We start from the raw sequence: 20334 nt of genomic DNA, 5'->3' as shown, positions 1-20334 counted from the left end.
CCTACCCGAACTGCTGCAGCGGGTGCACATGATCGGCATCGGCGGCGCCGGGATGTCCGGCATCGCGCGGATCCTGCTCTCGCGCGGCGGCATGGTGTCCGGTTCGGACGCCAAGGAGAGCCGGGGCGTGCTCGCGCTGCGGGCCCGCGGCGCCCAGGTGCGCATCGGCCACGACGCCGGAGCCCTGGACCTGCTGCCCGGCGGCCCGACCGCCGTGGTGACCACCTACGCCGCCATTCCCAAGACCAATCCCGAACTGGTGGAAGCACATCGGCGCGGTCTGCCGGTGCTGCTGCGCCCGGCGGTGCTGGCCGAGCTCATGCAGGGCCACAAGACCCTGCTGGTCTCCGGCACCCACGGTAAGACCTCCACCACGTCCATGCTGGTGGTGGCGCTGCAGCACACCGGCGCGGACCCGTCCTTCGCGGTCGGCGGCGAACTGAACGAATCGGGCACCAATGCCCACCACGGCACCGGCGGCATCTTCGTGGCCGAGGCCGATGAGAGCGACGCCTCGCTGCTGCAGTACGCACCGGATGTCGCGGTGGTCACCAATATCGAATCCGACCACCTGGACTACTTCGGCACCGATGAGGCCTACACCCAGGTCTTCGACGATTTCGCGGACCGCCTGCAGCCCGGCGGCCAGCTGATCGTCTGCCTCGACGACGCGGGTTCGCTCGGCCTGGCCCAGCGCACCCTCGCGCGGCTCGGCGACAATCCGCGCGGTATCGAGGTGATCGGTTACGGCTCGGGCGATTTCACCGCCCCCGGACTGACCATCGGCGCACAGCTGCTGTCCTGGGAGCCGCGCGATATCGGCGGTGTCGCGGTCTTCCAGCTCTCCGACGAACCGGCCGCCCGCACCCTGCGGCTCTCGGTGCCCGGTCGCCATATGGCGCTGAACGCGCTGGGCGCGCTGCTGGCCGCCCGCGCCGCCGGCGCCGATATGGGCGAAATCATCCAGGGCCTGGAGGGTTTCGGCGGTGTGCACCGGCGCTTCCAGCTCACGGGCCGGGAGAACGGCGTGCGCGTCTTCGACGACTACGCCCACCATCCGACCGAGGTGCGCGCGGTGCTGAGCGCCGCCGCGGAGCTGGTGGCGCAGGAGGCCCGCGACGGCGCCCGCTCGCGCCCGGGCCGGGTCATCGTGGTCTTCCAGCCGCACTTGTACAGCCGCACCGCCACTTTCGCGACCGAGTTCGGCACCGCGCTGTCGCTCGCGGACGAGGTCGTGGTGCTCGATGTGTACGGTGCGCGGGAAGAGCCGCTACCCGGGGTGAACGGTGCGCTGGTGGCCAATGCCGTCACCAAACCCGTGCACTACCAGCCGGATATGTCGCGGGTGGGCCGCCAGGTGGCAGCCCTCGCGCGGCCCGGCGATGTGGTGATCACCATGGGCGCGGGCGATGTGACCATGCTGGGCGGCCAGATTCTCGACGGGCTGCGCGCACGACCCTCGCACGGGCGGTGAGCGTATGCGTTCGGGTGGGGGAGAGGGCAGCGTCACCGATCGGACCGGCGACGACCGCTCCGATAACGCTCCAGCCGACGATGATTCGGCCGCGCGGGCCGCTGCCCGGCGCGCTCGACTGCGGCGCGGCCGGACCCGCGGCAGCCGGTTCGCCGGCCACGACGGTGATTCCCGGCTGCGGCAGGCCTGGCAGTCCCGGCGGGTCCGCATCGGCGCGGCGGCGGGTGTCGTCCTGCTGATCGCACTGGCCCTCACGGCCTGGTTCTCACCGATCTTCTCGGTGCGCTCGGTCAAGATCGACGGTCTGCACGCGGTGCCGGAAGCCCAAGTGCTGGACGCACTCCAGGTGCCCGACGGGTTGTCCATGATGCGGCTCGACACCACCGCCATGGCCCAGCGGGTGGCGCAGCTGCCCAAGGTGCGCAGCGTGCGGGTGCAGCGCGAATTCCCGTCCAGCGTGCAGGTGACCGTGGTCGAGCGGGTTCCCGTGCTGTTCTTCGACGCTCCGGACGGACCGCACCTGCTCGATTCCGACAGTGTGGAATTCGCGATCGAACCGCCTCCGGACACCGCGCCCAAACTGGTGACCGACCATCCGGGCGGTAACGATCCGGTGACCAAGGCGGCAGTGGAGGTCATGTCCGCCGTCCCGCCGAGCCTCGGCGTGGGACAGGTTGTGGCCCGCTCGGTTTCGGATATTGCTCTCCAGTTGCGGGATGGGCGTACCGTGCTGTGGGGAGGGGCGGGCGATTCGCAGCGGAAGGCGGCGGTGGCCGTCCCGCTGCTCACCCAGCCCGGCAACGTGTTCGATGTTTCGAGTCCGAATCTGGCCACGGTAAAGTGAGCGACACCCATTGGGCCGCCGGAATTTTCGGGTGGCTTGCCGGAGTGTCACCGTCGGAGCCCATCCTGGCTCCGGAGGGCAACCGTCCAAGATACGATGCCTGGTGGGTCGAACGAGGTGGATCACACAAGATTCTGATCCTCGTTTCGGCGCGCCTGCGCACGTATTGCGGTGGCTGCGAATACCGTTTCGGCCCAGTCGGATACTTGACATAAGGCTAAAGCTATGGTTGAGGGTTTATCAACCCGAGATCACCGGCCCGGCGTACGGCGAGCATCTGTTAGACGACAAGCTTTTTGGATCTAAGGAAGGCGAGAGCCCATGACGCCCCCGCACAACTACCTTGCGGTGATCAAGGTCGTCGGTATCGGCGGCGGCGGCGTGAATGCCGTCAACCGGATGATCGAACAGGGACTCAAGGGAGTCGAGTTCATCGCGGTCAACACCGACGCGCAGGCGCTGCTGATGAGTGATGCGGACGTCAAACTCGATGTCGGCCGCGAACTCACCCGCGGTCTGGGCGCCGGCGCCGATCCCGAGGTCGGCCGCAAGGCCGCCGAGGACCACAAGGACGAGATCGAAGAGGTGCTCAAGGGCGCCGACATGGTCTTCGTCACCGCCGGTGAAGGTGGTGGCACCGGAACCGGTGGCGCACCCGTCGTGGCCGGGATCGCCCGCAAGCTGGGCGCGCTCACCATCGGCGTTGTGACGCGGCCCTTCTCGTTCGAGGGCAAGCGCCGCAGCAATCAGGCCGAGGCGGGCATCCAGGCGCTGCGCGAATCCTGCGACACCCTCATCGTCATCCCCAACGACCGGCTGCTGCAGCTGGGCGATGCGGCGGTGAGCCTCATGGACGCCTTCCGCTCGGCGGATGAGGTGCTGCTCAACGGTGTTCAGGGCATTACCGATCTGATCACCACCCCGGGTCTGATCAATGTCGACTTCGCGGACGTCAAGTCCGTCATGTCCGGTGCGGGCAGTGCCCTCATGGGCATCGGCTCGGCCCGCGGTGAGGGCCGCTCGGTGAAGGCCGCCGAGTCGGCGATCAATTCGCCACTGCTCGAGGCATCCATGGACGGCGCGCACGGTGTGCTGCTCTCGATCGCGGGCGGCTCCGATCTCGGACTGTTCGAGATCAACGAGGCCGCCTCGCTGGTGCAGGAGGCCGCGCACATCGAGGCCAATATTATTTTCGGAACGGTCATCGACGACTCCCTCGGCGACGAGGTACGAGTGACGGTGATCGCCGCGGGTTTTGACGGTAGCGGCCCCGCCCGCCGCATCGAGCCCGCGGTAGGTCGCACCGGCACCACCTCTTCCTCCTTCGGCACGGCCCGTGCCTCCGCGGGAGAGGTGACTCGCGCCAGCGAATTCACCAGCGCGCGCGCCCCCGAACCGGCGGCCCCGGTGCGCCAGGAGCCGGCCCCGGTCCCCGTCGCCCAGACCCCGCCCTCCTCGGGCCGCGGCCCCGCCCCCTCCTACGAATCCCCGCGCCCCTCGGTCGATCCCACGGTCGCGCACAACAACCGCACCCACATCCAGCCCCCGGATGCCGACGACGATGACGTCGACGTCCCCTCCTTCATGCGCAGGTAGATACCCTCCGCGACTGCCATCGAAAGCCCGCAACGCGACTCCGCGTTGCGGGCTTTCGGCTGTGCGGGCTCCCGAACCGGGGCACGTTCGAGCCTTCTCCGGTGATTGCACCCACATCGTCAGTGACGCAACTACTGATCTCGTGAGATCTGGGTAACTCCCGGGGTACCCCCAAAATCGGTGTCGCACATAACCGGCGCCACGCGTGCATGATTCCGAACGGCACCCGGCCGGGCGCTGAAGGTTCGGGGAGGCGGGCTGGTTGCCTGTTGGTGGCTACTACCCTGGGGTTCATGACTTCGACTGCGCAGACTTTTCGGACCAGGCGGGTGGTGACGTCGAGGGCGGGCGGGTTCTCACAGGCGCCGTACGACTCGTTCAATCTCGGTGATCATGTGGGGGACGATCCGGAGGCGGTGCGGCGCAATCGGGTTCGGCTCGCGAAGAGTCTCGGGCTGCCGCCGGAGAACCTCGTCTGGATGGAACAGATCCACTCCCGCACTGTCGAGATCGTGGACGGGCCGCGCCCGGAGGCGGTGCCTGCCACGGATGCGCTGGTGACGACTCGGCGCGATCTGGCGCTGGTGACACTGAGCGCCGACTGTGTGCCGGTGCTGCTGTCCGATGACGAGGCGGGGGTGATCGCCGCCGTGCACGCGGGGCGTATCGGCGCGCGCATCGGGATCGTGCCGAAGGTGCTCGAGGCGATGGTGTCGGTGGGCGCGCGCGTGGAACGGATCGGCGCCTTCCTGGGTCCGGCCGCAAGCGGTCGCCAGTACGAGGTGCCCGCGGCCATGCGCGCCGATGTGGAGAAGCATCTGCCCGGCAGCGCCACCACAACTGTCCGGGGCACCCCCGGCCTGGATCTGCGTGCCGGGCTCCGGCGGCAATTGCTGGAGGCGGGCGTGAGCGGTGTCGCCATGGACCCGCGCTGCACCATCGAGGACAAAGCACTGTTCAGCCACCGGCGCGGCGCGCCGACGGGACGACTCGCCGGTGTGATTTGGATGTCATCGGAGGGAATCGAAGAATGACCGAAAACCTGGGCGCGGCAAGCAATTCTGCGGGGTCCGCCGTCGCCGCGGGTGCGGCCGGACTCACATCCGCACCTGATCGGGTCGCGCAATTGTCGGCGGCGCTCGCCGCGCTGAATACACGCATCGATGCAGCGTGCGAGGCCTGCGGACGTGCCCGCGACACCGTGCGGCTGCTCCCGGTCACCAAGTTTCACCCGGCCTCGGATATCGAGATCCTCTATGGTCTGGGACTGCGCGAGTTCGGTGAATCGCGCGAACAAGAGGCTTCGGACAAGGTGGCGCAACTGCGCCATCTGTCGCAAGTGCGCTGGGAATTCATCGGCAGACTGCAGCGGAACAAGGCGAAATCCGTTGCCACCTGGGCAAATACGGTCTATTCGGTCGATAGCGACCGCTTGGTCACCACCCTTGACGCCGGGGTCCGCGCGGCCCTGGAAACGGGGGAGCGCAGTGCCCCGCTGCGCGTGCTGATTCAGGTCAGCCTGGATGCCGACCCCACCCGCGGAGGTGTCTCGGACACTGCCATGCTCGACCTCGCCGATCAGCTCGAAAAATCGGCATCACTGCAGCTGGCAGGCCTGATGGCGATCCCGCCGCTGGACGCCGATCCGGACGACGCGTTCGAGCGACTCGCCCGTATGCACGCTTCACTTTTGTCGGCACATCCCCAGGCCAGCGAGCTGTCGGCGGGCATGTCAAGTGATTTGGAGGCTGCAATCCGCCACGGATCCACCTGCGTGCGTGTCGGTACCGCTTTGATGGGCGCTCGACCGATAACCTCGGCGTAGCAAAGAAACCTCATCAGTCACATATGAAACATATGCTTGGTGTCGGACGAGGACTGAGCAGGACAACACCCCAGGCCAACCGGGGCCGAAGGAAGGTCGACCAGATGAGCACGCTGCACAAGTTCAAGGCGTACTTCGGCATGGTTCCGCTCGAGGACTACGAAGACGACTACGTCGAGGACCGCGGTCCCCGCGGCGCCACCGACGAACGTGCCCCGCGCCGGCCCCGGCCTTACACCGAGCGCGATTACGACCGGTACGAGCACGAGCGCTACGACGACGAGCCCGGGTACGCCTCGGAGCCGCCGCCCTACAAGGCGCCGTACAAGCCCGCCTACAGCGCCACCTCGCGCCGTGACGAGTACTCCGACGAATACGCGGACGACCGCGACCGCGACCGCTACGAGGCGCCGCGCCGCCCCACCCGCATCGACACCGCCCCGTCCAGCCGCACCCGGTCCATGGGCGGATCCATGGGTGGCGGCGGCGGTGCGTCCATGGTGCGCGGCACCACCCGCGGCGCCCTCGCCGTGGACCCGGAGGCCGAGCGGCGCATGGAAGAGCTGCGAATGGAAGAGCGCCGGCTGGAACAGCAGCCGCCGCGTCCGTCCGCGATCTTCAATGACGGAGGCCCCTTGTCCAAGATCACCACATTGCGCCCGCGCACCTACGCCGAAGCCGCCATCATCGGCGAGCGTTTCCGCGACGGGACCCCGGTGATCATGGATCTGGTGGAGATGAGCAACAGCGATGCCCGCCGCCTGGTGGATTTCGCGGCCGGTCTGGCCTTCGCGCTGCGTGGCTCCTTCGACAAGGTCGCCACCAAGGTCTTCCTGCTTTCCCCCGCCGACGTGGATGTTTCCGCCGAGGAGCGCCGCAAGCTGGCCGAAAACGGCTACTACAACCAGAAGTAAGTAGCTCCTGTTCGACCCGCCTCCGCCCCCTCGTGGCGGTTCGCGGCCTTGATGACCCGGTCCTACCGCTTGCTCCTCCGCGTCGCTCTGCTGCTCCACCCGGTCCCACTCCGGGCGGCCCGCGTACATGTGAGTTGAGCTGTGTCGCCCTGATATTCACGGGGCTTGACTCTCGGGGGCCGGGTGGCGCGACCGGAATCAGGGTGCTCGCCGCACTTGCGCCACAACCACACTGTGACCGGTCCGACCGGTGTTCCTATTTTGCGCGTCACCGTTTCTGAGGCAGAGTGAACGTCGTGGCCCTGTTCCAGGTGTTGAACCTCCTGCTGTTCCTCTTCTGGCTCCTGCTGATCAGCCGAGTCATCGTCGAGTTCATTCGCAGTTTCGCGCGGGACTGGCGGCCCACCGGGTTCGTCGTGATCGTCCTCGAGGCGATCTTCACGATCACAGACCCTCCGGTGAAACTCCTGAGGCGTTTGATACCCCCAGTGAATCTTGGGGGAATTAGGCTCGATCTGTCGATAATGGTCCTGCTTTTCATCGTCTTCATCTTGATGACGATCACGGGCCAGCAGGGGCAGTCGTTAGCTCAGGTGTGACAGAATGGCCGGAAGAAGTAATGCTTGCCAGATCTACCGCTAGATCTCCAACGAAGCGTGAAGGGATCGTTCCATGCCGCTGACCCCTGCCGATGTGCACAACGTCGCGTTCAGCAAACCACCGATCGGGAAGCGCGGCTACAACGAGGATGAAGTTGATGCCTTCCTCGACCTGATCGAGCAGGAGCTCTCACGCCTCATCGAGGAGAACGCGGACCTTCGCCAGCGTGTTGCTGAGTTGGACGCGGAATTGGCTGACGCCAAGAAGAATCGCGGTCCGGTCAATGCCGTGAAGGCGCCGGTCGTGCCCGAGCCGGTCAAGGCCGCTCCGCCGCCGCCCGCCCCCATGCCGGTCGCCGCGCCGGTAGCCCCGCCGGTCGCGCCCAGTGCGGACGCGAATCTGCAGGCAGCCAAGGTGCTCTCGCTCGCACAGGAGATGGCCGATCGCCTCACCTCGGACGCGAAGACCGAGGCAGAGCAGCTGCTCGCCAATGCCAGAGCGAATTCGGAGCGACTGGTCGGCGATGCCCGCACCCGTTCCGAGGCCATGGTCGCCGACGCCCGTCAGAAGGCTGAAGCCATGCTCTCGGACGCGCAGACCCGTTCGGACAGCCAGCTGCGCCAGGCCAAGGAGAAGGCCGACGCCCTGCAGGCCGATGCCGAGCGCAAGCACACCGAGATCATGGCCACCATCACGCAGCAGCGCAGCGTGCTGGAGAGCCGGATCGAGCAGCTCAAGACCTTCGAGCGCGAATACCGTGTGCGCCTGAAGTCCTACCTGGAATCGCAGCTGGAGGAGCTCGAGAACCGTGGTTCCGCGGTCCCGGTCGATGGTGGCGAGTTCAGCGACAACGCCTCCGGCAACGGAGCACTCCTCAAGGGCGGCAAGTAGAGTCGTCGGCACGGCCACTGGTGCTGCGCTACCCGTCGATCGGGTTGTGCGGCGCCGCCACCGTTTCCATACGAGGGGGTGGTGACCATGCTCGTGATGACATTGGCCCTGGCAGCCGTCGGTTTCGGCCTGCTGGTGACCGCACTGACCACCGGTTCGGTGGTCTGGGCGTGGGCCTGCATTATCGTGTGCGTGCTCGGTGCGGTGCTGCTGCTGGTCAGCGCGCTTTCCTTCCGTGAGGATCCCGACGACGCGCAATCGCGGCCCGGTGGGCGCCACGCCCGGCATTGACGGGCAGAGCCGGTGGTCGAGCCCAGAAATATCCGCTGGACCGACCCGGTTAGACTCGAAGTAGTTTCACGGCGTCGATCCGGCCATCACCGGGGAGTCTTCGGAAGAACGGCGTTCGCGCTCAGTAGAACCGAACGGGTGAGCCCGTCACAGCTCGCAATGAGTGGTTCGGCCCTGCCGCGATATCGGGCAGCAGCCGGGCAAGCGGGGTGGTACCGCGGTATCGGCGCACCAGCGCCGGCGTCGCCCCCGTGCCCACCGGGGTCTGCACGCAGGCCCACTGGCACGGAGGAGCTGACGCCGAGATGTCCGGCGAGAATCCCACACCCAACGCCTACCCCCGCGCCGACCTGGGCGCTTCCTCGGGTCAGGTGTCCTTCCCCGAGCTCGAGCAGCGCGTGCTGGACTACTGGGCCGCCGATGACACCTTCCGGGCCAGCATCGAGAATCGTTCCGATGCAGAGGAATTCGTCTTCTACGACGGTCCGCCCTTCGCCAATGGGTTGCCGCATTACGGTCATCTGCTGACCGGATATGTCAAGGATTTGATCCCGCGCTTTCAGACCATGCGCGGGAAGAAGGTCGAACGGCGTTTCGGCTGGGACACTCATGGTTTGCCCGCGGAAATCGAAGCGGAGAAGCAGCTCGGTATCACGGACAAATCACAGATCGATGCCATGGGTCTCGCGGAATTCAATGCCGCGTGCAAAACTTCGGTTCTTCGCTACACGAACGAGTGGCGCTCCTATGTGACGCGTCAGGCACGTTGGGTCGACTTCGACAACGACTACAAAACCCTCGACCTCGACTTCATGGAATCGGTCATGTGGGCGTTCAAGTCCTTGCACGACAAGGGTTTGATCTATCAGGGCTTCCGGGTGCTGCCCTACAGCTGGTACGAGCAGACGCCGCTGTCGAATCAGGAGGCGCGCCTCGATGATTCGTATCGCATGCGCCAGGACCCGGCGGTCACCGTCGACATGCTGCTGTCGGTGCCCGCGGAGCACCCGCTGCACGTGCTGGACGGCGCGAACGCGCTGATCTGGACCACCACGCCGTGGACGCTGCCGTCCAACCTCGCCATCGCCGTGCATCCGGACGTCACCTACGTGCACCTGCGCGCGCAGGACGGGAAGCGGTACCTGCTTGCCGCCGAACGGGTCTCGCACTACACCCGCGAATTCGGCGAGGAGCCCGAGGTGCTGTCCGAGCACTCCGGCGCGGCGCTGGCGGATCTGCACTACCACCCGCCGTTCGACTTCTTCGCCGGTCATCCGAACGCGCACCGCGTGCTCAATGCCGACTACGTCACCACCGACTCCGGCACCGGCATCGTGCATCTCGCGCCGGCCTTCGGTGAGGAGGATATGGATGTCGCCACCGCCAACGGCATCCAGATCGTGCAGCCCCTCGATGCGGGCGGCAAGTTCACCTCCATGGTGCCGCCGTACCAGGGCCTCATGGTCTTCGACGCCAACCCGGTCATCATCAAGGACCTCAAGGCCGCCGGAAAGCTGTTGCGGCACGAGACCATCGAGCACTCCTACCCGCACAGCTGGCGCTCCGGTCAGCCGCTGATCTATATGGCGGTGCCGTCCTGGTTCGTGGCGGTCACCAAGTTCCGCGACCGCATGCTCGAGCTCAACAAGGAGATCAGCTGGACTCCCGAGCACCTGCGCGACGGCCAGTTCGGCAAGTGGCTGGAGAACGCGCGCGACTGGAACATCAGCCGTAATCGCTACTGGGGCGCGCCGATCCCGGTGTGGATGTCGGACGATCCGGAGTACCCGCGCGTCGATGTGTACGGTTCGCTGGATGCGCTCGAGCGCGACTTCGGTGCGCGCCCGGCCGATCTGCACCGGCCGAACATCGATGAGCTGGTCCGCCCGAATCCCGATGACCCGACCGGGAAGTCGATGATGCGGCGGGTGCCCGAGGTGCTCGACTGCTGGTTCGAATCCGGTTCCATGCCGTACGCGCAGGTGCACTACCCGTTCGAGAACAAGGAGTGGTTCGAGGGCACCGCCGCGGCAGCCGCGCACAGCCCCGGCGATTTCGTCGTCGAGTACAACGGTCAGACCAAGGGCTGGTTCTACAACCTGCACGTGCTCTCGACCGCGCTCTTCGATCGCCCGGCGGTCAAATCGGTAGTGGCGCACGGCATCGTGCTCGGCGACGACGGCCTGAAGATGTCCAAGTCCAAGGGCAACTATCCGGACGTCAACGAGGTCTTCGACCGCGACGGCGCCGATGCCATGCGCTGGTTCCTGATGGCCTCGCCGATCCTGCGCGGCGGCAATCTCATCGTCACCGAGCGGGGTATCCGCGAGGGTGTCAGCCATGCGCTGCGGCCGCTGTGGAACGCGTGGACCTTCCTGCAGCTGTACGCCTCGACTCCCGGTGTGTGGCGCACGGATTCGGCGAATGTGCTCGATCGCTACATCCTGGCCAAGCTGGCGCACACCCGCGATGTCATGACCGATGCGTTCGAGGTCTACGACATCTCGACCGCGGCAGAGGAATTCCGCTCCTTCGCCGATGCGCTGACGAATTGGTATGTGCGCCGGTCGCGTTCGCGCTTCTGGGAGGAGGACCGCGACGCCATCGACACCCTGCACACCGTGCTGGAGGTCGCCACGCGTCTGGCCGCTCCGCTGCTGCCGCTGCTCACCGAGGTCATCTGGCGTGGCCTCACCGGTGAGCGTTCGGTGCACCTGACCGATTGGCCGAGTGCGAGCGATCTGCCCGCCGATCCCGAGCTGGTCTCGGCCATGGACGAGGTGCGTACGGTCTGCTCGACGGTGCTCGGCCAGCGCAAGGCGCAGAATCTGCGTGTGCGCCTGCCGCTTTCGGAGCTGACGGTCGCCGCCGAGGACGCCGAACGCCTGCGCCCCTTCGCCGAGCTGATCGCCGATGAGGTGAACGTCAAGAAGGTCGACCTCACCACCGATGTGGCCGCGCACGGCCGCTTCGAACTCGTGGTGAACGCCCGTGCCGCCGGTCCGCGCATCGGCAAGCAGGTGCAGGCGGTCATCAAGGCGGTCAAGGCGGGGGAGTGGAGCGAGGCCGCCGACGGCACCGTCACCGCCGCCGGCATCACGCTGCTGCCGGAGGAGTACACCCAGCGCCTGGTCGCCGCCGAACCCGAATCCACCGCCGCCCTGCCCGGCAATGCCGGTCTGGTGGTGCTCAATTCGGTGGTCACCGAGGAGCTGGAGGCCGAGGGCTGGGCCCGCGACCTCATCCGCGATCTGCAGGAGACCCGCAAGTCCAATGGCCTGGATGTCTCCGACCGCATCACCGTGGTCCTCGACGTTCCGGCCGACCGTCAGGAGTGGGCGCAGACCCACCGCGAGCTGATCGCCGGTGAAATCCTCGCCACCACCCTGACTTTCGGGGATGCGGGCGCGGACGCCGCCGAAATCGTCGGCGGCGTCAAGGTTTCCGTGACCAAGGCCTGACCGACCGATCCGAACGCGAAGGGGCGGGGCCACAGCGGCCTCGCCCCTTCGTCATCTCAGCTGTCGTGCGTCCGCAGTCCGGCCAGGATGTAGCCCACCAGCTCCGGTGCGTCCTGGACGTCGTCGGTGCCGAGCAGGAACCGGTAGTACAGCGGCCCGTACAGCAGCTGCACCATGGCGCGCGTGGGGATGTCACCGCGCAGTTGTCCTGCGGTGACGGCTCTTTCGAGCCGGTCCCGGCACAGCTTCGACCGCGGCCCGACGATCGCGTCGCGCACATTGGCCGCCAGGTGCGGATCGCTCTGCGCCTCGGCGATGACCCCGCGGTAGACGATGCCGATATCGCTGCTGAGCAGTCCGGCCAGCGCGGTGGTCTGACTGCGCAGATCCGCCTCGATATCCCCGGTATCGGGGAAGTCGGTGAGGTGGCCCATGCGCTCGTTGATCGCGTCCAGCGCGATGGCGCCCTTGGACGGCCACCACCGGTAGATGGTCTGCTTGCCCACCCCGGCCGCAGTGGCGATGGCCTCGACGGTGAGCTTGCCGTAGCCCTTGCTGACGGCCAGTTCGAAGGTCGAATCCAGGATCGCCCGGTGTGAGCGCGGATTGCGGAGTTCCGGATTCGGTGGAGTCACGCGCCCAGCGTAGCGCACAACGAGACGGTACGTCTCGTCTTGACAGGGGTGTAGCGGCCGCCTAGCGTACTGAGACGAGACGGACCGTCTCGCCACCGCCGCCTGAAAGAAGCCTCGCATGAACGCCTCTCCCGAGACCTCCGACATCCGCTACGACCGTGGCCTCGCGGTGCTGGATCAGGTCGGCGGCCCGAACGGCCGGGCAGTGGTGAACAGCCTCGCCGATATCGCCCCCGATCTGGGCCGCTATGTCGTCGAATTCGGCTACGGCGATATCTACTCGCGCCCGGGTCTGACCCTGCCGCAGCGGCAGATCATCAATATCGCCGCCCTGACCGCACTGGGCACGGCCGCCCCGCAGCTGCGCTTCCACATCGACGGCGCACTCACCGTCGGCGTCACCCCGGCCGAGGTGGTGGAGACCATCGTTCATATCGGCCTGTACGCCGGCTTCCCGGCGACGCTGAACGGGCTGACCGTCGCCCGCGCTGCCTTCGCCGATCGCCCCGAGGCCGGAAGTCCGCTGGGCGACAGCGAGATTCGCCCCGACGAGACCACGCGGCAGCGCTATGAGCGCGGACTGGCGAAACTCGCCGAGGTCGACGGCGACGCCGCCGATCACATCTTCGAAACGCTGTCGGACATCGCCCCCGACCTGGCCCGCTACCTGGTCGAATTCGCCTTCGCCGATGTCTATTCGCGCCGTGGGCTGGATCTGAAGACCCGCGAACTCGCGACCGTCGCGGCCTGCACCGTCATGGGCAATGCCGCTCCGCAGCTGCGGGTGCACCTGCACGGGCTGCTGAATGTCGGCGGCACCCGCGAGGAGGCCGTGGAGGTCATCACCCAGATGGCGGGCTACGGCGGATTTCCGGCCGCGCTCAATGCCGTCACCGCCGCCCGGGAGGTTTTCGCGGCTCGCGACGAGCACTGATTCCGGGCCCTCGTAGCAGGGCGGAGTGACGTGGGTCTCGCGACTCGCCCGTGGCGAACCCCTTGTGAAGCGTGTTTCGAATGGGATAGAACAGCAACTGTAGAGATAACGTATAGCTTTACGGCCATTTCGAGTTGTTTCGCTAGTTCCAGACGAAAAGCGCTGAACGTCACGACATGTAGTACCGGCTACGGAGCTTTTGTGCAGTCTCCCTGGTGATCGTTCTGAATGCGGAATGGTTGCTAGAGCTATGTGTCCACACCCGGTCAGCGCCGTTGAGCTGAAGGGCGAGTGCATGACACGAAGGCTGCGACGACGGTTCGCGTCGTCTCTGACAACAGCGGCGGCTTTGCTGCTGGCGGGAGCGCTCTGGGCGGGAACCGTCCACGCCGATACCGGGTCCGCGGCCTCGGGTTCGGCCTCCGGCAGCGCGAGCGGCTCCGCCTCCGGAAGTGCCAGCGGCTCCGCGCAAATGCCCATGGCCAGCCCCCGTGCCATGATCGCGCTGAGTCTGGCGCAGACCCAGACCGGCAAGCCCTACCTGTGGGGCGGGGTCGGCCCGGATGCCTGGGATTGCTCCGGCCTGGTGCAGTGGGCCTTCCGCAGTGTCGGCATCGATATGCCGCGCACCACCTGGCAGCAGGCCGAAGTGGGCCTGGAGGTCCCCTTCGGCGCGCTGCAGCCCGGCGATGTGATCATTCTGAACGACGATGCCTCGCATGTGGGCATCTATGCCGGCGGCGGCAATGTGCTCAATGCCTACGACTGGGGCGTGCCGGTCGGCCTGACCCCGCTGGCGCAGTTCGACATCTACACCATCCGCCGGTTCTACTGAATCCTGTTACTCCACAACCAGTTCCACCGGGATATTGCCCCGGGTGGCATTGGAGTACGGGCACACCTGGTGTGCGGCCTCGACGAGCTCACGGCCCTGCTCGTTCTGCAGGTGCTCGGGGAGTTCGACGCGCAGCACGACCGAGAGCCCGAAACCGCCGCCCTCCTGGGTGTTCAGGGTGACCTCGGCGGTGACCGCGGCCTCGCTGGCCTCGATGTTCTTGCGCTTGGCGACCACCTGGAGCGCGCTGGCGAAGCAGGCGGAGTAACCGGCGGCGAAGAGCTGCTCGGGATTGGTGCCGTCGCCGACGCCGCCCATGGCCTTCGGCCGGGCGAGCTTCAGGTCGAGCACGCCGTCATCGCTGAGCGAACGGCCGTCGCGGCCGACCGAGGTGGCTACTGCGGTGTAAAGAGCGGGCATTGCGTCCTCCTAGACAGACTTGTCTGTGCTTCCCGATCAAGAGTAGACAGATCTGTCTGCTAGAGTCAAGGATATGAGCGAAGCCCGTGAACGACTCCTCGATACGGCCACTCGGCTGTTCTATGCCGAGGGCATTCACACCGTGGGCATCGACCGGATCATCGCGGAGGCCGGCATTGCCAAGGCCACCTTCTACCGCCACTTCAAGACCAAGGAAGACCTGGTCGTGGCCTATCTGGTGCGCGAATACGACCGGCAGCGCGACGTTTTGGAGTCGGTGCCCGGCGCGGGCGCCGAGGGTATCGTCACCATTTTCGAACGGCTCGGCGAGCTCAGCTGTGGTCCCGGCTTCCGAGGCTGCCCGTTTCTCAATGCGGCCGTGGAGTTTCCGAACCCCGAGCATGCGGTGCGCAAGGTCGTCGACGATTATCGCGGCTGGTTCCGCGAACTCATGGCCATACGGCTGCGCGCCGCCGGTCACGATGATCCGGACCGGGCGGCGCGCGCACTACTGCTGACTCGGGATGGTGTCGCCCTCAGCGGGGGACTGGGCGATGACGAGACGGTACAGGCGGGGATTCGAATTGCGCTGGCGCAGTTGGTGACCCACCCCTGACCGCTCAGACGCCGACCGTCTCCTCCATTTCCTCCTCGGCCTCGGCGGCCGGTTCGGCGACCGCCGCGTGCCGGGGTGCGCTCGCTGCCCGGCGCTTCTCGGCGACGGCGGCGGCGACCATGACCAGCAGACCCGCGCCGAACCAGGCGAACAGGCTGGTGAGCCGGGGACCGAAGCCCGCGCTGTCGAAGTAGAGCAGGCTGCGCGCGCCCTCGACGAATCCCGCGCCGTTCCAGAAGGAGTGCAGGGCGCCGAAGAAATCGTTCTGCAGCCACGGGGTGTACACGCCGCCGGAACTGGTGAAGTTGAGCATGACGAACAGCACCATCATGGCGAGTGTGGTCCAGCGCTTCAGGAAGGTGTGCGCGCCGATGCCCACCGCCAGAATGCCCGCGGAGTAGAGCCAGGACATGGCCCAGACGGCGGCATTGTCATGGTCGACGATATGGAAGACCGGGCCCGCGAGCGCCAGGCCGATGAGGCTGACCAGCAGCGAAGTGACCAGTCCGATAAGGCCTTTGGCCCACATGGACATGCCCGCGCCGGCCGCGCCGATGGCCGCCACACTGCCGTAGGAGCCGATGCTCAGTGCTACCAGCAGGAAGAAGATGCCCTGCCCGGTGGGATCGCCGGAGGCGGCGGTGGTGATATCGGTGGTGGTCATCACCGCGCCCTGTTCGGCGGCGACCTGTCCGAAGACCGCCTCGGCGGCCATGGCCGTGGTGTCGGATCCGGCCTTGGCGACCAGCGCCTCGGGATGCTGGGCGTCGGGGACGTAGGCGCCCGCGAGATCGCGATTGCGCAGCTGGGTGACGGCGGCATCGCGGCTGGGCAGGGTGATCACGTCGAGTGCGTTGCCGCCGGTGTCCTTGAGCGTCTGCGCCAGCACCTTGACCTGCGCCGAATCGCCGACCACCGCAATCGCCAGATGGTTGGGCGCGGGCTGGTGGAAGGCGCCCAGATAGGCCAGCCCCATGCCCAGGCACATGAGCAGCGGGGTCAGCAGGTGGGTGGCGATATGCCGGATCTGGGCCGAGATCATGATCTCTCTCCAAATGGTTGGTAAATGCAACTATCTAGGTTGTACTATACAACTATGAAGAGTGAATCGGCATTCCCGGGTCGTGCGGACGCGATCGAGGTCATACAGCGCGAGCTCACCGCCTTCTCGCGCCGCGCGCGCGGCCGGGCCGCCGAACTGCATCCGGAGCTGTCGCTGGTGGCGTCGAGCATTCTGGATCTGGTCATCGAACGTGACGGCTGTCTGGCCAGCGATCTGGCCGGGCACTTCCACCTCGACAAGTCCACGGTGAGCCGCCAGGTGGCGGCCCTGGAACATCTCGGCTATCTCACCCGGGAGGTGGATCCGGCCAATCGGCGCAACCATGTGCTGCGGGCGACCGCGGCGGGCCGGCAGGTTGCTGGCGATGCCGCGCGCCGCCGGGCCGAGGCCTTCGCGGATCGTCTGCGCGACTGGGATGATGCGGACATTGCTCGCATGGCGGACTATTTGGTCCGGTACAACGCCGCCGACCAGTAGTTGACGTGTACTGAAACAGGCTGGAGTTCAATCGATTTCGGTCAGTCGCGCGCCGGTTGCTGGATACACTGAACCGGTCCCGCGAGTCGGCGGGATCTCCCGTCGGAGGGTGGGCGCCATGCCCCAGAGGTCGAACGGTTTCGCAGTCGAGAGCGGTCGCGCGATAGTAGCGACCTGCGTCGGCGTCCTACTGCTGGTGGCCGCCACCGGATGCGGCACCTGGGACGGCGGCACCATCAGAACCGCGGGCCCCGCCGCGGCGCACGCGCCCGGCGCCGCCCCGAAACCCGGTTCCCTCGAGGGCTTCTCCTCTCCCGAGAGCGTGCTGTTCGCGGGCGACCGGTGGTTCATCTCCAATATCGGGGCCGCCCGGGAGCCCGCCCAGGACGGCGACGGCTATCTCACCGAACTGAACTCGGTGGGCACGGTGACGGCCCGCCATGCCATGCCCCGCCCCGGCGATCCACCGCTGAACGCACCGAAAGGGCTGGCGTACACCGACAATCGGGTCTTCGTCACCGATGTCGATCGGGTGGTCGGCTTCGATACCGACAGTCACGCTCAGGTCTTCGAAGCCCGGCTCGGCGACAACGCACCCGCGCTGTTCGACGATCTGGCGCTGCGGGATCCGCACACGCTGCTGATCACCGATACGCTGCGCGGTGCGGTGTACCGGCTCGACCTGGCCACCGGGACGTTCGATCCGGTGGCCACCGGAATTCCGGGCGCCACCGGCATCACGCTCGACCGGACGGGCCGGTTCGCCTACGTGGTCGGTGAGGGTGTGTCCTTCACCGGCGGCGATCTCTGGCGGATAGATCTGACACAGCATCCGGTCACGCCGCAGCGGATCGGCGCCGTGCAGGGGGTGCTCGACGGGGTCTCGGTACTGCCCGGCGGAAATCTGATCGTCTCCGATTGGGTGTCCGGCCAGGGTGATCAGCCCGGCCGGATGACGATCTACCGGCCGGACGGCGTCGAGGTCACCGCCGTGAACCTGCCCGAGAGTCTGCACGGCCCGGCCGATTTCGCGGTCGATCCGGCCGGGCGCAATCTCTGGATCCCCGCCCTGCGGGACGATCGCGTGGTGATAGTCCCACTGCCGTAGCGGATTACAGCTGCAGGCCCTTGGCCAGCACCGGCCACGAGGCGCGCAGCGCGTCCTCCCAGTAACCCCACGAATGGGTGCCCGCCTGATTGATATCGAAGGTGGCGGGAATGTTCAACTGCGCCAACTTGGTCTGCAGATTCCGGGCGCACCAGTCGCTGGCCGCCTCCAGAATGCCGCCGACCAGCAACTGCTGCATGATCCCGCCGTCGGCCGGGCCCAGACTGCGGGTATCGGCGACATTGTCGTGCCGCCCGGGCAGCCCGCTGCCGTTGGAGATGTAGAGATCGAGGCCGCGCAGTGCGTCGGCGTGCAGATACGGGTCGTTCTCGGCCCACTCCGGATCATCCACCGGCCCATACATATTGACCGGATTGCCGCCGCCGATGGAGACCACCAGCTGGGCGAAATTGCGCCCGATCGGATCACTGATCTGTGCGCAGCCGCTGTACGCGGCGACCGCTTTGTACAGCCCCGGCTTGGCGATCGGCAACTGCAGGACCGAGGTGCCCGACATGGACATGCCCACGATGGCGCGTAATCCATTGGTGTTCAAGGCGCCGTCGATGAGCGGGGGCAGCTCCTCGGTGAGGAACGTCTTCCACATATTGAGACCCAGTTTGGGATCGACTGCGCGCCAGTCGGTGTAGTAGCTGAAGGCGCCGCCGATGGGCATGACCACGTTCACGTTCTTATCGGAGAAGAACTGCGTGGCATTGGTATTGCGCTTCCAGGTGGCCGTATCCTCACCGCCGCCCGCGCCGTTGAGCAGATACAGCACCGGCCGGGCCACCGAGGCGTCGGCCGGGCGCTGTACGTCCACGGTGACATCGTCCTTCATGGCCGCGGAGTGCACGTGCAGGGTGAGATTGTGCTTATCGCGCACCTCGAAGGCGGAGATCTTCGATCCGTCATCGGAAACCGGTGTGCCGGCGAGGGTTGCGGTGCTGGTGATGGGGTCGGGTGGCGCTGCGAGCGCCGTCCCCGTGGCCGCCAGGGTGGTGAGTGAACCGATGAAGAGGGTGGCCGTGGCTGCGAGCGCCATCGCCCGTGTGCCACATCGGTGAAAAATGGCACTGTCGCAAAGCAAAACCGAACTCCCGTACTAGCCAGTATCTCCCGCACGGATGATCGCCAAATGTTGCCCCTATGTTTCGGGTTTTGACGAAAAAGGTGGTGGCGTGCTGGAGCCTGTTTGACGCATTTGTGACTTTTCGCTGGTGAGGCCTACTCCGCGACGAGCTGGCGCAGCAGCGGGCCGTACTCGGGATGCGCCAGCGCCGAGGCGAACTGGGCCACCAGGTAGTCCGCCGGGTTGCCGGTGTCGTACCAGTGCCCCTGAATCACCTGGCCGTACACCGGGTTCGAGGCGGCGAAGATATTGATGGCATCGGTCAGGTACACCTCGCCGGTGCGGTGGGTGTACCAGTTGTCCACCTGCGAGCGCAGTTCCGCGATGATGCCCGGCGTCACCACATAGCCGCCGACGGCGGCGAAACTCGACGGCGCATCCGCGGGCTTCGGCTTCTCCTTCAATCCGCTGATGCGCATGAGCCCGTCGCCCGCGGTCTCCTCGACCACCGGGACGCCGTAGCGCTGCGAATCGGACGGGTCCATGGGCATGAGCGCCAGCACCGGGGCGCCGGTCTTCTCATAGGCGTTGATCAGCTGCTGTGCGCGCGGCACGGCGGCGACGAAAACATCGTCGGGCCACAGCACCAGCATCGGTTCGTCGCCGAGGGTGCGGGCGGCATTCAGCACGGGGGTGCCGTTGCCGTAGGGGCCGTGCTGGTCCAGATAGGTGATGTGGCCGCGGCGGCTCAGCTCGCCGACCTCCTCGACCACATCGGCGTAGGCGGCCTTGCCGTCGGCGCGCAATTGCGCCACCAGCTGCGGGTTGGGCCGGAAGTGGTCCTGGATCAAGGACTTTCCGCTGCTCACCACGATCGTGATATCGGTGATGCCGGAGGCCACCAGTTCGCGGACGGTGTGCTCGATGACCGGCTTGTCGCCGACCGGGAGCATCTCCTTCGGAATCGCTTTGGTCAGTGGCAGCAGGCGGGAACCGATGCCGGCGGCGGGAATCACGGCCTTGCGAATCGTCATGGTCCGATCATCACACACGGCGATGTCCCGGCCTGTCGGTAGTGACGCGTAGATTCCGGATCGTGAACACCGCTGCCTATTCCGCAGACGAGCGAATTGTGCCTGGTCACAGTGGGCCGTCGGGGGTGCGCGGGGTCGATTCGGGGCGCTCGGCGGGGGAGCCGAATTCGCAGCAGACCGGCAGCAGCCTCCCAGTCAACGGTCAGCGTCCGGCTGTGCCAGTGGCAAACCGGGCCGATGACCG

General features: G+C 66.7%; 20 protein-coding genes. 15 read left to right on the top strand and 5 right to left on the bottom strand.

Going from position 1 to position 20334, the window contains the following annotated elements:
* Positions 1-28: 28 nt before the first annotated feature.
* From murC to ileS, 10 genes are all read left to right on the top strand, one after another.
* Positions 29-1474 (top strand): UDP-N-acetylmuramate--L-alanine ligase, encoded by a 1446-nt coding sequence (gene murC / locus OG326_RS32610; RefSeq protein ID WP_327146646.1) that lies wholly within the window; start codon positions 29-31, stop codon positions 1472-1474.
* A gap of 4 nt (positions 1475-1478) precedes the next feature.
* The gene (locus OG326_RS32605) at positions 1479-2318 is read left to right on the top strand and encodes a cell division protein FtsQ/DivIB (protein WP_327140963.1); all 840 of its coding nucleotides are present in this window, start codon (positions 1479-1481) and stop codon (positions 2316-2318) included.
* A gap of 321 nt (positions 2319-2639) precedes the next feature.
* Positions 2640-3914: a cell division protein FtsZ gene (gene ftsZ, locus OG326_RS32600; RefSeq protein WP_327140962.1), complete on the top strand. Its 1275-nt coding sequence runs from the start codon at positions 2640-2642 to the stop codon at positions 3912-3914.
* Between the two features lie 293 nt (positions 3915-4207).
* A complete protein-coding gene (pgeF, locus tag OG326_RS32595; protein ID WP_327140961.1) occupies positions 4208-4948 on the top strand; it encodes a peptidoglycan editing factor PgeF in 741 nt (246 codons plus the stop codon).
* Positions 4945-5739 (top strand): YggS family pyridoxal phosphate-dependent enzyme, encoded by a 795-nt coding sequence (locus OG326_RS32590; RefSeq protein WP_327140960.1) that lies wholly within the window; start codon positions 4945-4947, stop codon positions 5737-5739. The genes pgeF and OG326_RS32590 overlap by 4 nt, the downstream gene beginning before the upstream one ends.
* 104 nt (positions 5740-5843) lie before the next feature.
* On the top strand, positions 5844-6653 hold the full coding sequence (locus OG326_RS32585) for a cell division protein SepF (protein WP_327140959.1): 810 nt from the start codon (positions 5844-5846) through the stop codon (positions 6651-6653).
* A 296-nt stretch (positions 6654-6949) separates the two neighbouring features.
* Positions 6950-7252, top strand: coding sequence for a YggT family protein (locus OG326_RS32580; RefSeq protein WP_327140958.1), 303 nt, complete (start codon positions 6950-6952; stop codon positions 7250-7252).
* Between the two features lie 73 nt (positions 7253-7325).
* Entirely contained in the window at positions 7326-8144 is an 819-nt protein-coding gene (gene wag31 / locus OG326_RS32575; RefSeq protein ID WP_327140957.1) for a DivIVA-like cell division protein Wag31, read from the top strand.
* Between the two features lie 87 nt (positions 8145-8231).
* Entirely contained in the window at positions 8232-8435 is a 204-nt protein-coding gene (locus OG326_RS32570; protein ID WP_327146645.1) for a hypothetical protein, read from the top strand.
* 305 nt (positions 8436-8740) lie between these two features.
* The gene (gene ileS / locus OG326_RS32565; RefSeq protein ID WP_327140956.1) at positions 8741-11896 is read left to right on the top strand and encodes an isoleucine--tRNA ligase; all 3156 of its coding nucleotides are present in this window, start codon (positions 8741-8743) and stop codon (positions 11894-11896) included.
* A gap of 56 nt (positions 11897-11952) precedes the next feature.
* Here the strand turns inward: ileS and OG326_RS32560 are convergent, their stop codons facing one another.
* Positions 11953-12531 carry a TetR/AcrR family transcriptional regulator gene (locus OG326_RS32560; protein ID WP_327140955.1) on the bottom strand — a complete coding sequence of 193 codons (579 nt, stop codon included), beginning with the start codon at positions 12529-12531 and terminating at the stop codon, positions 11953-11955.
* 118 nt (positions 12532-12649) lie between these two features.
* On the opposite strand from OG326_RS32560, the gene OG326_RS32555 reads away from it, so the two are divergent.
* Both OG326_RS32555 and OG326_RS32550 read left to right on the top strand, forming a co-directional pair.
* A complete protein-coding gene (locus OG326_RS32555; protein ID WP_327140954.1) occupies positions 12650-13465 on the top strand; it encodes a carboxymuconolactone decarboxylase family protein in 816 nt (271 codons plus the stop codon).
* A 295-nt stretch (positions 13466-13760) separates the two neighbouring features.
* Positions 13761-14300, top strand: coding sequence for an NlpC/P60 family protein (locus tag OG326_RS32550; protein ID WP_327140953.1), 540 nt, complete (start codon positions 13761-13763; stop codon positions 14298-14300).
* 6 nt (positions 14301-14306) lie between these two features.
* Here the strand turns inward: OG326_RS32550 and OG326_RS32545 are convergent, their stop codons facing one another.
* Positions 14307-14720 (bottom strand): organic hydroperoxide resistance protein, encoded by a 414-nt coding sequence (locus OG326_RS32545; RefSeq protein ID WP_297621796.1) that lies wholly within the window; start codon positions 14718-14720, stop codon positions 14307-14309.
* A gap of 73 nt (positions 14721-14793) precedes the next feature.
* Between OG326_RS32545 and OG326_RS32540 the strand changes: the two genes are divergently transcribed.
* Entirely contained in the window at positions 14794-15336 is a 543-nt protein-coding gene (locus OG326_RS32540; protein ID WP_327140952.1) for a TetR/AcrR family transcriptional regulator, read from the top strand.
* Positions 15337-15340: 4 nt separating this feature from the next.
* Here OG326_RS32540 and OG326_RS32535 read toward each other — a convergent pair whose 3' ends face one another.
* Positions 15341-16378, bottom strand: a complete 1038-nt coding sequence (locus OG326_RS32535; RefSeq protein WP_327140951.1) for a hypothetical protein — start codon at positions 16376-16378, stop codon at positions 15341-15343.
* Between the two features lie 54 nt (positions 16379-16432).
* Between OG326_RS32535 and OG326_RS32530 the strand changes: the two genes are divergently transcribed.
* Both OG326_RS32530 and OG326_RS32525 read left to right on the top strand, forming a co-directional pair.
* Entirely contained in the window at positions 16433-16876 is a 444-nt protein-coding gene (locus tag OG326_RS32530; RefSeq protein WP_327140950.1) for a MarR family winged helix-turn-helix transcriptional regulator, read from the top strand.
* 118 nt (positions 16877-16994) lie between these two features.
* Entirely contained in the window at positions 16995-17984 is a 990-nt protein-coding gene (locus OG326_RS32525; protein WP_327140949.1) for an SMP-30/gluconolactonase/LRE family protein, read from the top strand.
* A gap of 4 nt (positions 17985-17988) precedes the next feature.
* Here OG326_RS32525 and OG326_RS32520 read toward each other — a convergent pair whose 3' ends face one another.
* Positions 17989-19029, bottom strand: coding sequence for an alpha/beta hydrolase (locus tag OG326_RS32520; RefSeq protein WP_327140948.1), 1041 nt, complete (start codon positions 19027-19029; stop codon positions 17989-17991).
* Positions 19030-19211: 182 nt separating this feature from the next.
* A complete protein-coding gene (locus tag OG326_RS32515; protein WP_327140947.1) occupies positions 19212-20090 on the bottom strand; it encodes a UTP--glucose-1-phosphate uridylyltransferase in 879 nt (292 codons plus the stop codon).
* Positions 20091-20334: the final 244 nt, after the last annotated feature.

Source organism: Nocardia sp. NBC_01327, from assembly GCF_035958815.1.
Taxonomy (GTDB): domain Bacteria; phylum Actinomycetota; class Actinomycetes; order Mycobacteriales; family Mycobacteriaceae; genus Nocardia.
This window is presented reverse-complemented; position numbering and strand designations above follow the sequence as displayed.

Coding starts and splice junctions, on each gene's coding strand:
- OG326_RS32520 (WP_327140948.1), bottom strand. CDS start 19,029: ATGGCGCTCGCAGCCACGGCCACCCTCTTCATCGGTTCACTCACCACC.
- OG326_RS32570 (WP_327146645.1), top strand. CDS start 8,232: ATGCTCGTGATGACATTGGCCCTGGCAGCCGTCGGTTTCGGCCTGCTG.
- OG326_RS32545 (WP_297621796.1), bottom strand. CDS start 14,720: ATGCCCGCTCTTTACACCGCAGTAGCCACCTCGGTCGGCCGCGACGGC.
- OG326_RS32525 (WP_327140949.1), top strand. CDS start 16,995: ATGCCCCAGAGGTCGAACGGTTTCGCAGTCGAGAGCGGTCGCGCGATA.
- ftsZ (WP_327140962.1), top strand. CDS start 2,640: ATGACGCCCCCGCACAACTACCTTGCGGTGATCAAGGTCGTCGGTATC.
- OG326_RS32550 (WP_327140953.1), top strand. CDS start 13,761: ATGACACGAAGGCTGCGACGACGGTTCGCGTCGTCTCTGACAACAGCG.
- OG326_RS32535 (WP_327140951.1), bottom strand. CDS start 16,378: ATGATCTCGGCCCAGATCCGGCATATCGCCACCCACCTGCTGACCCCG.
- OG326_RS32530 (WP_327140950.1), top strand. CDS start 16,433: ATGAAGAGTGAATCGGCATTCCCGGGTCGTGCGGACGCGATCGAGGTC.
- OG326_RS32590 (WP_327140960.1), top strand. CDS start 4,945: ATGACCGAAAACCTGGGCGCGGCAAGCAATTCTGCGGGGTCCGCCGTC.
- wag31 (WP_327140957.1), top strand. CDS start 7,326: ATGCCGCTGACCCCTGCCGATGTGCACAACGTCGCGTTCAGCAAACCA.
- murC (WP_327146646.1), top strand. CDS start 29: ATGATCGGCATCGGCGGCGCCGGGATGTCCGGCATCGCGCGGATCCTG.
- OG326_RS32605 (WP_327140963.1), top strand. CDS start 1,479: ATGCGTTCGGGTGGGGGAGAGGGCAGCGTCACCGATCGGACCGGCGAC.
- ileS (WP_327140956.1), top strand. CDS start 8,741: ATGTCCGGCGAGAATCCCACACCCAACGCCTACCCCCGCGCCGACCTG.
- OG326_RS32540 (WP_327140952.1), top strand. CDS start 14,794: ATGAGCGAAGCCCGTGAACGACTCCTCGATACGGCCACTCGGCTGTTC.
- OG326_RS32515 (WP_327140947.1), bottom strand. CDS start 20,090: ATGACGATTCGCAAGGCCGTGATTCCCGCCGCCGGCATCGGTTCCCGC.
- OG326_RS32585 (WP_327140959.1), top strand. CDS start 5,844: ATGAGCACGCTGCACAAGTTCAAGGCGTACTTCGGCATGGTTCCGCTC.
- pgeF (WP_327140961.1), top strand. CDS start 4,208: ATGACTTCGACTGCGCAGACTTTTCGGACCAGGCGGGTGGTGACGTCG.
- OG326_RS32555 (WP_327140954.1), top strand. CDS start 12,650: ATGAACGCCTCTCCCGAGACCTCCGACATCCGCTACGACCGTGGCCTC.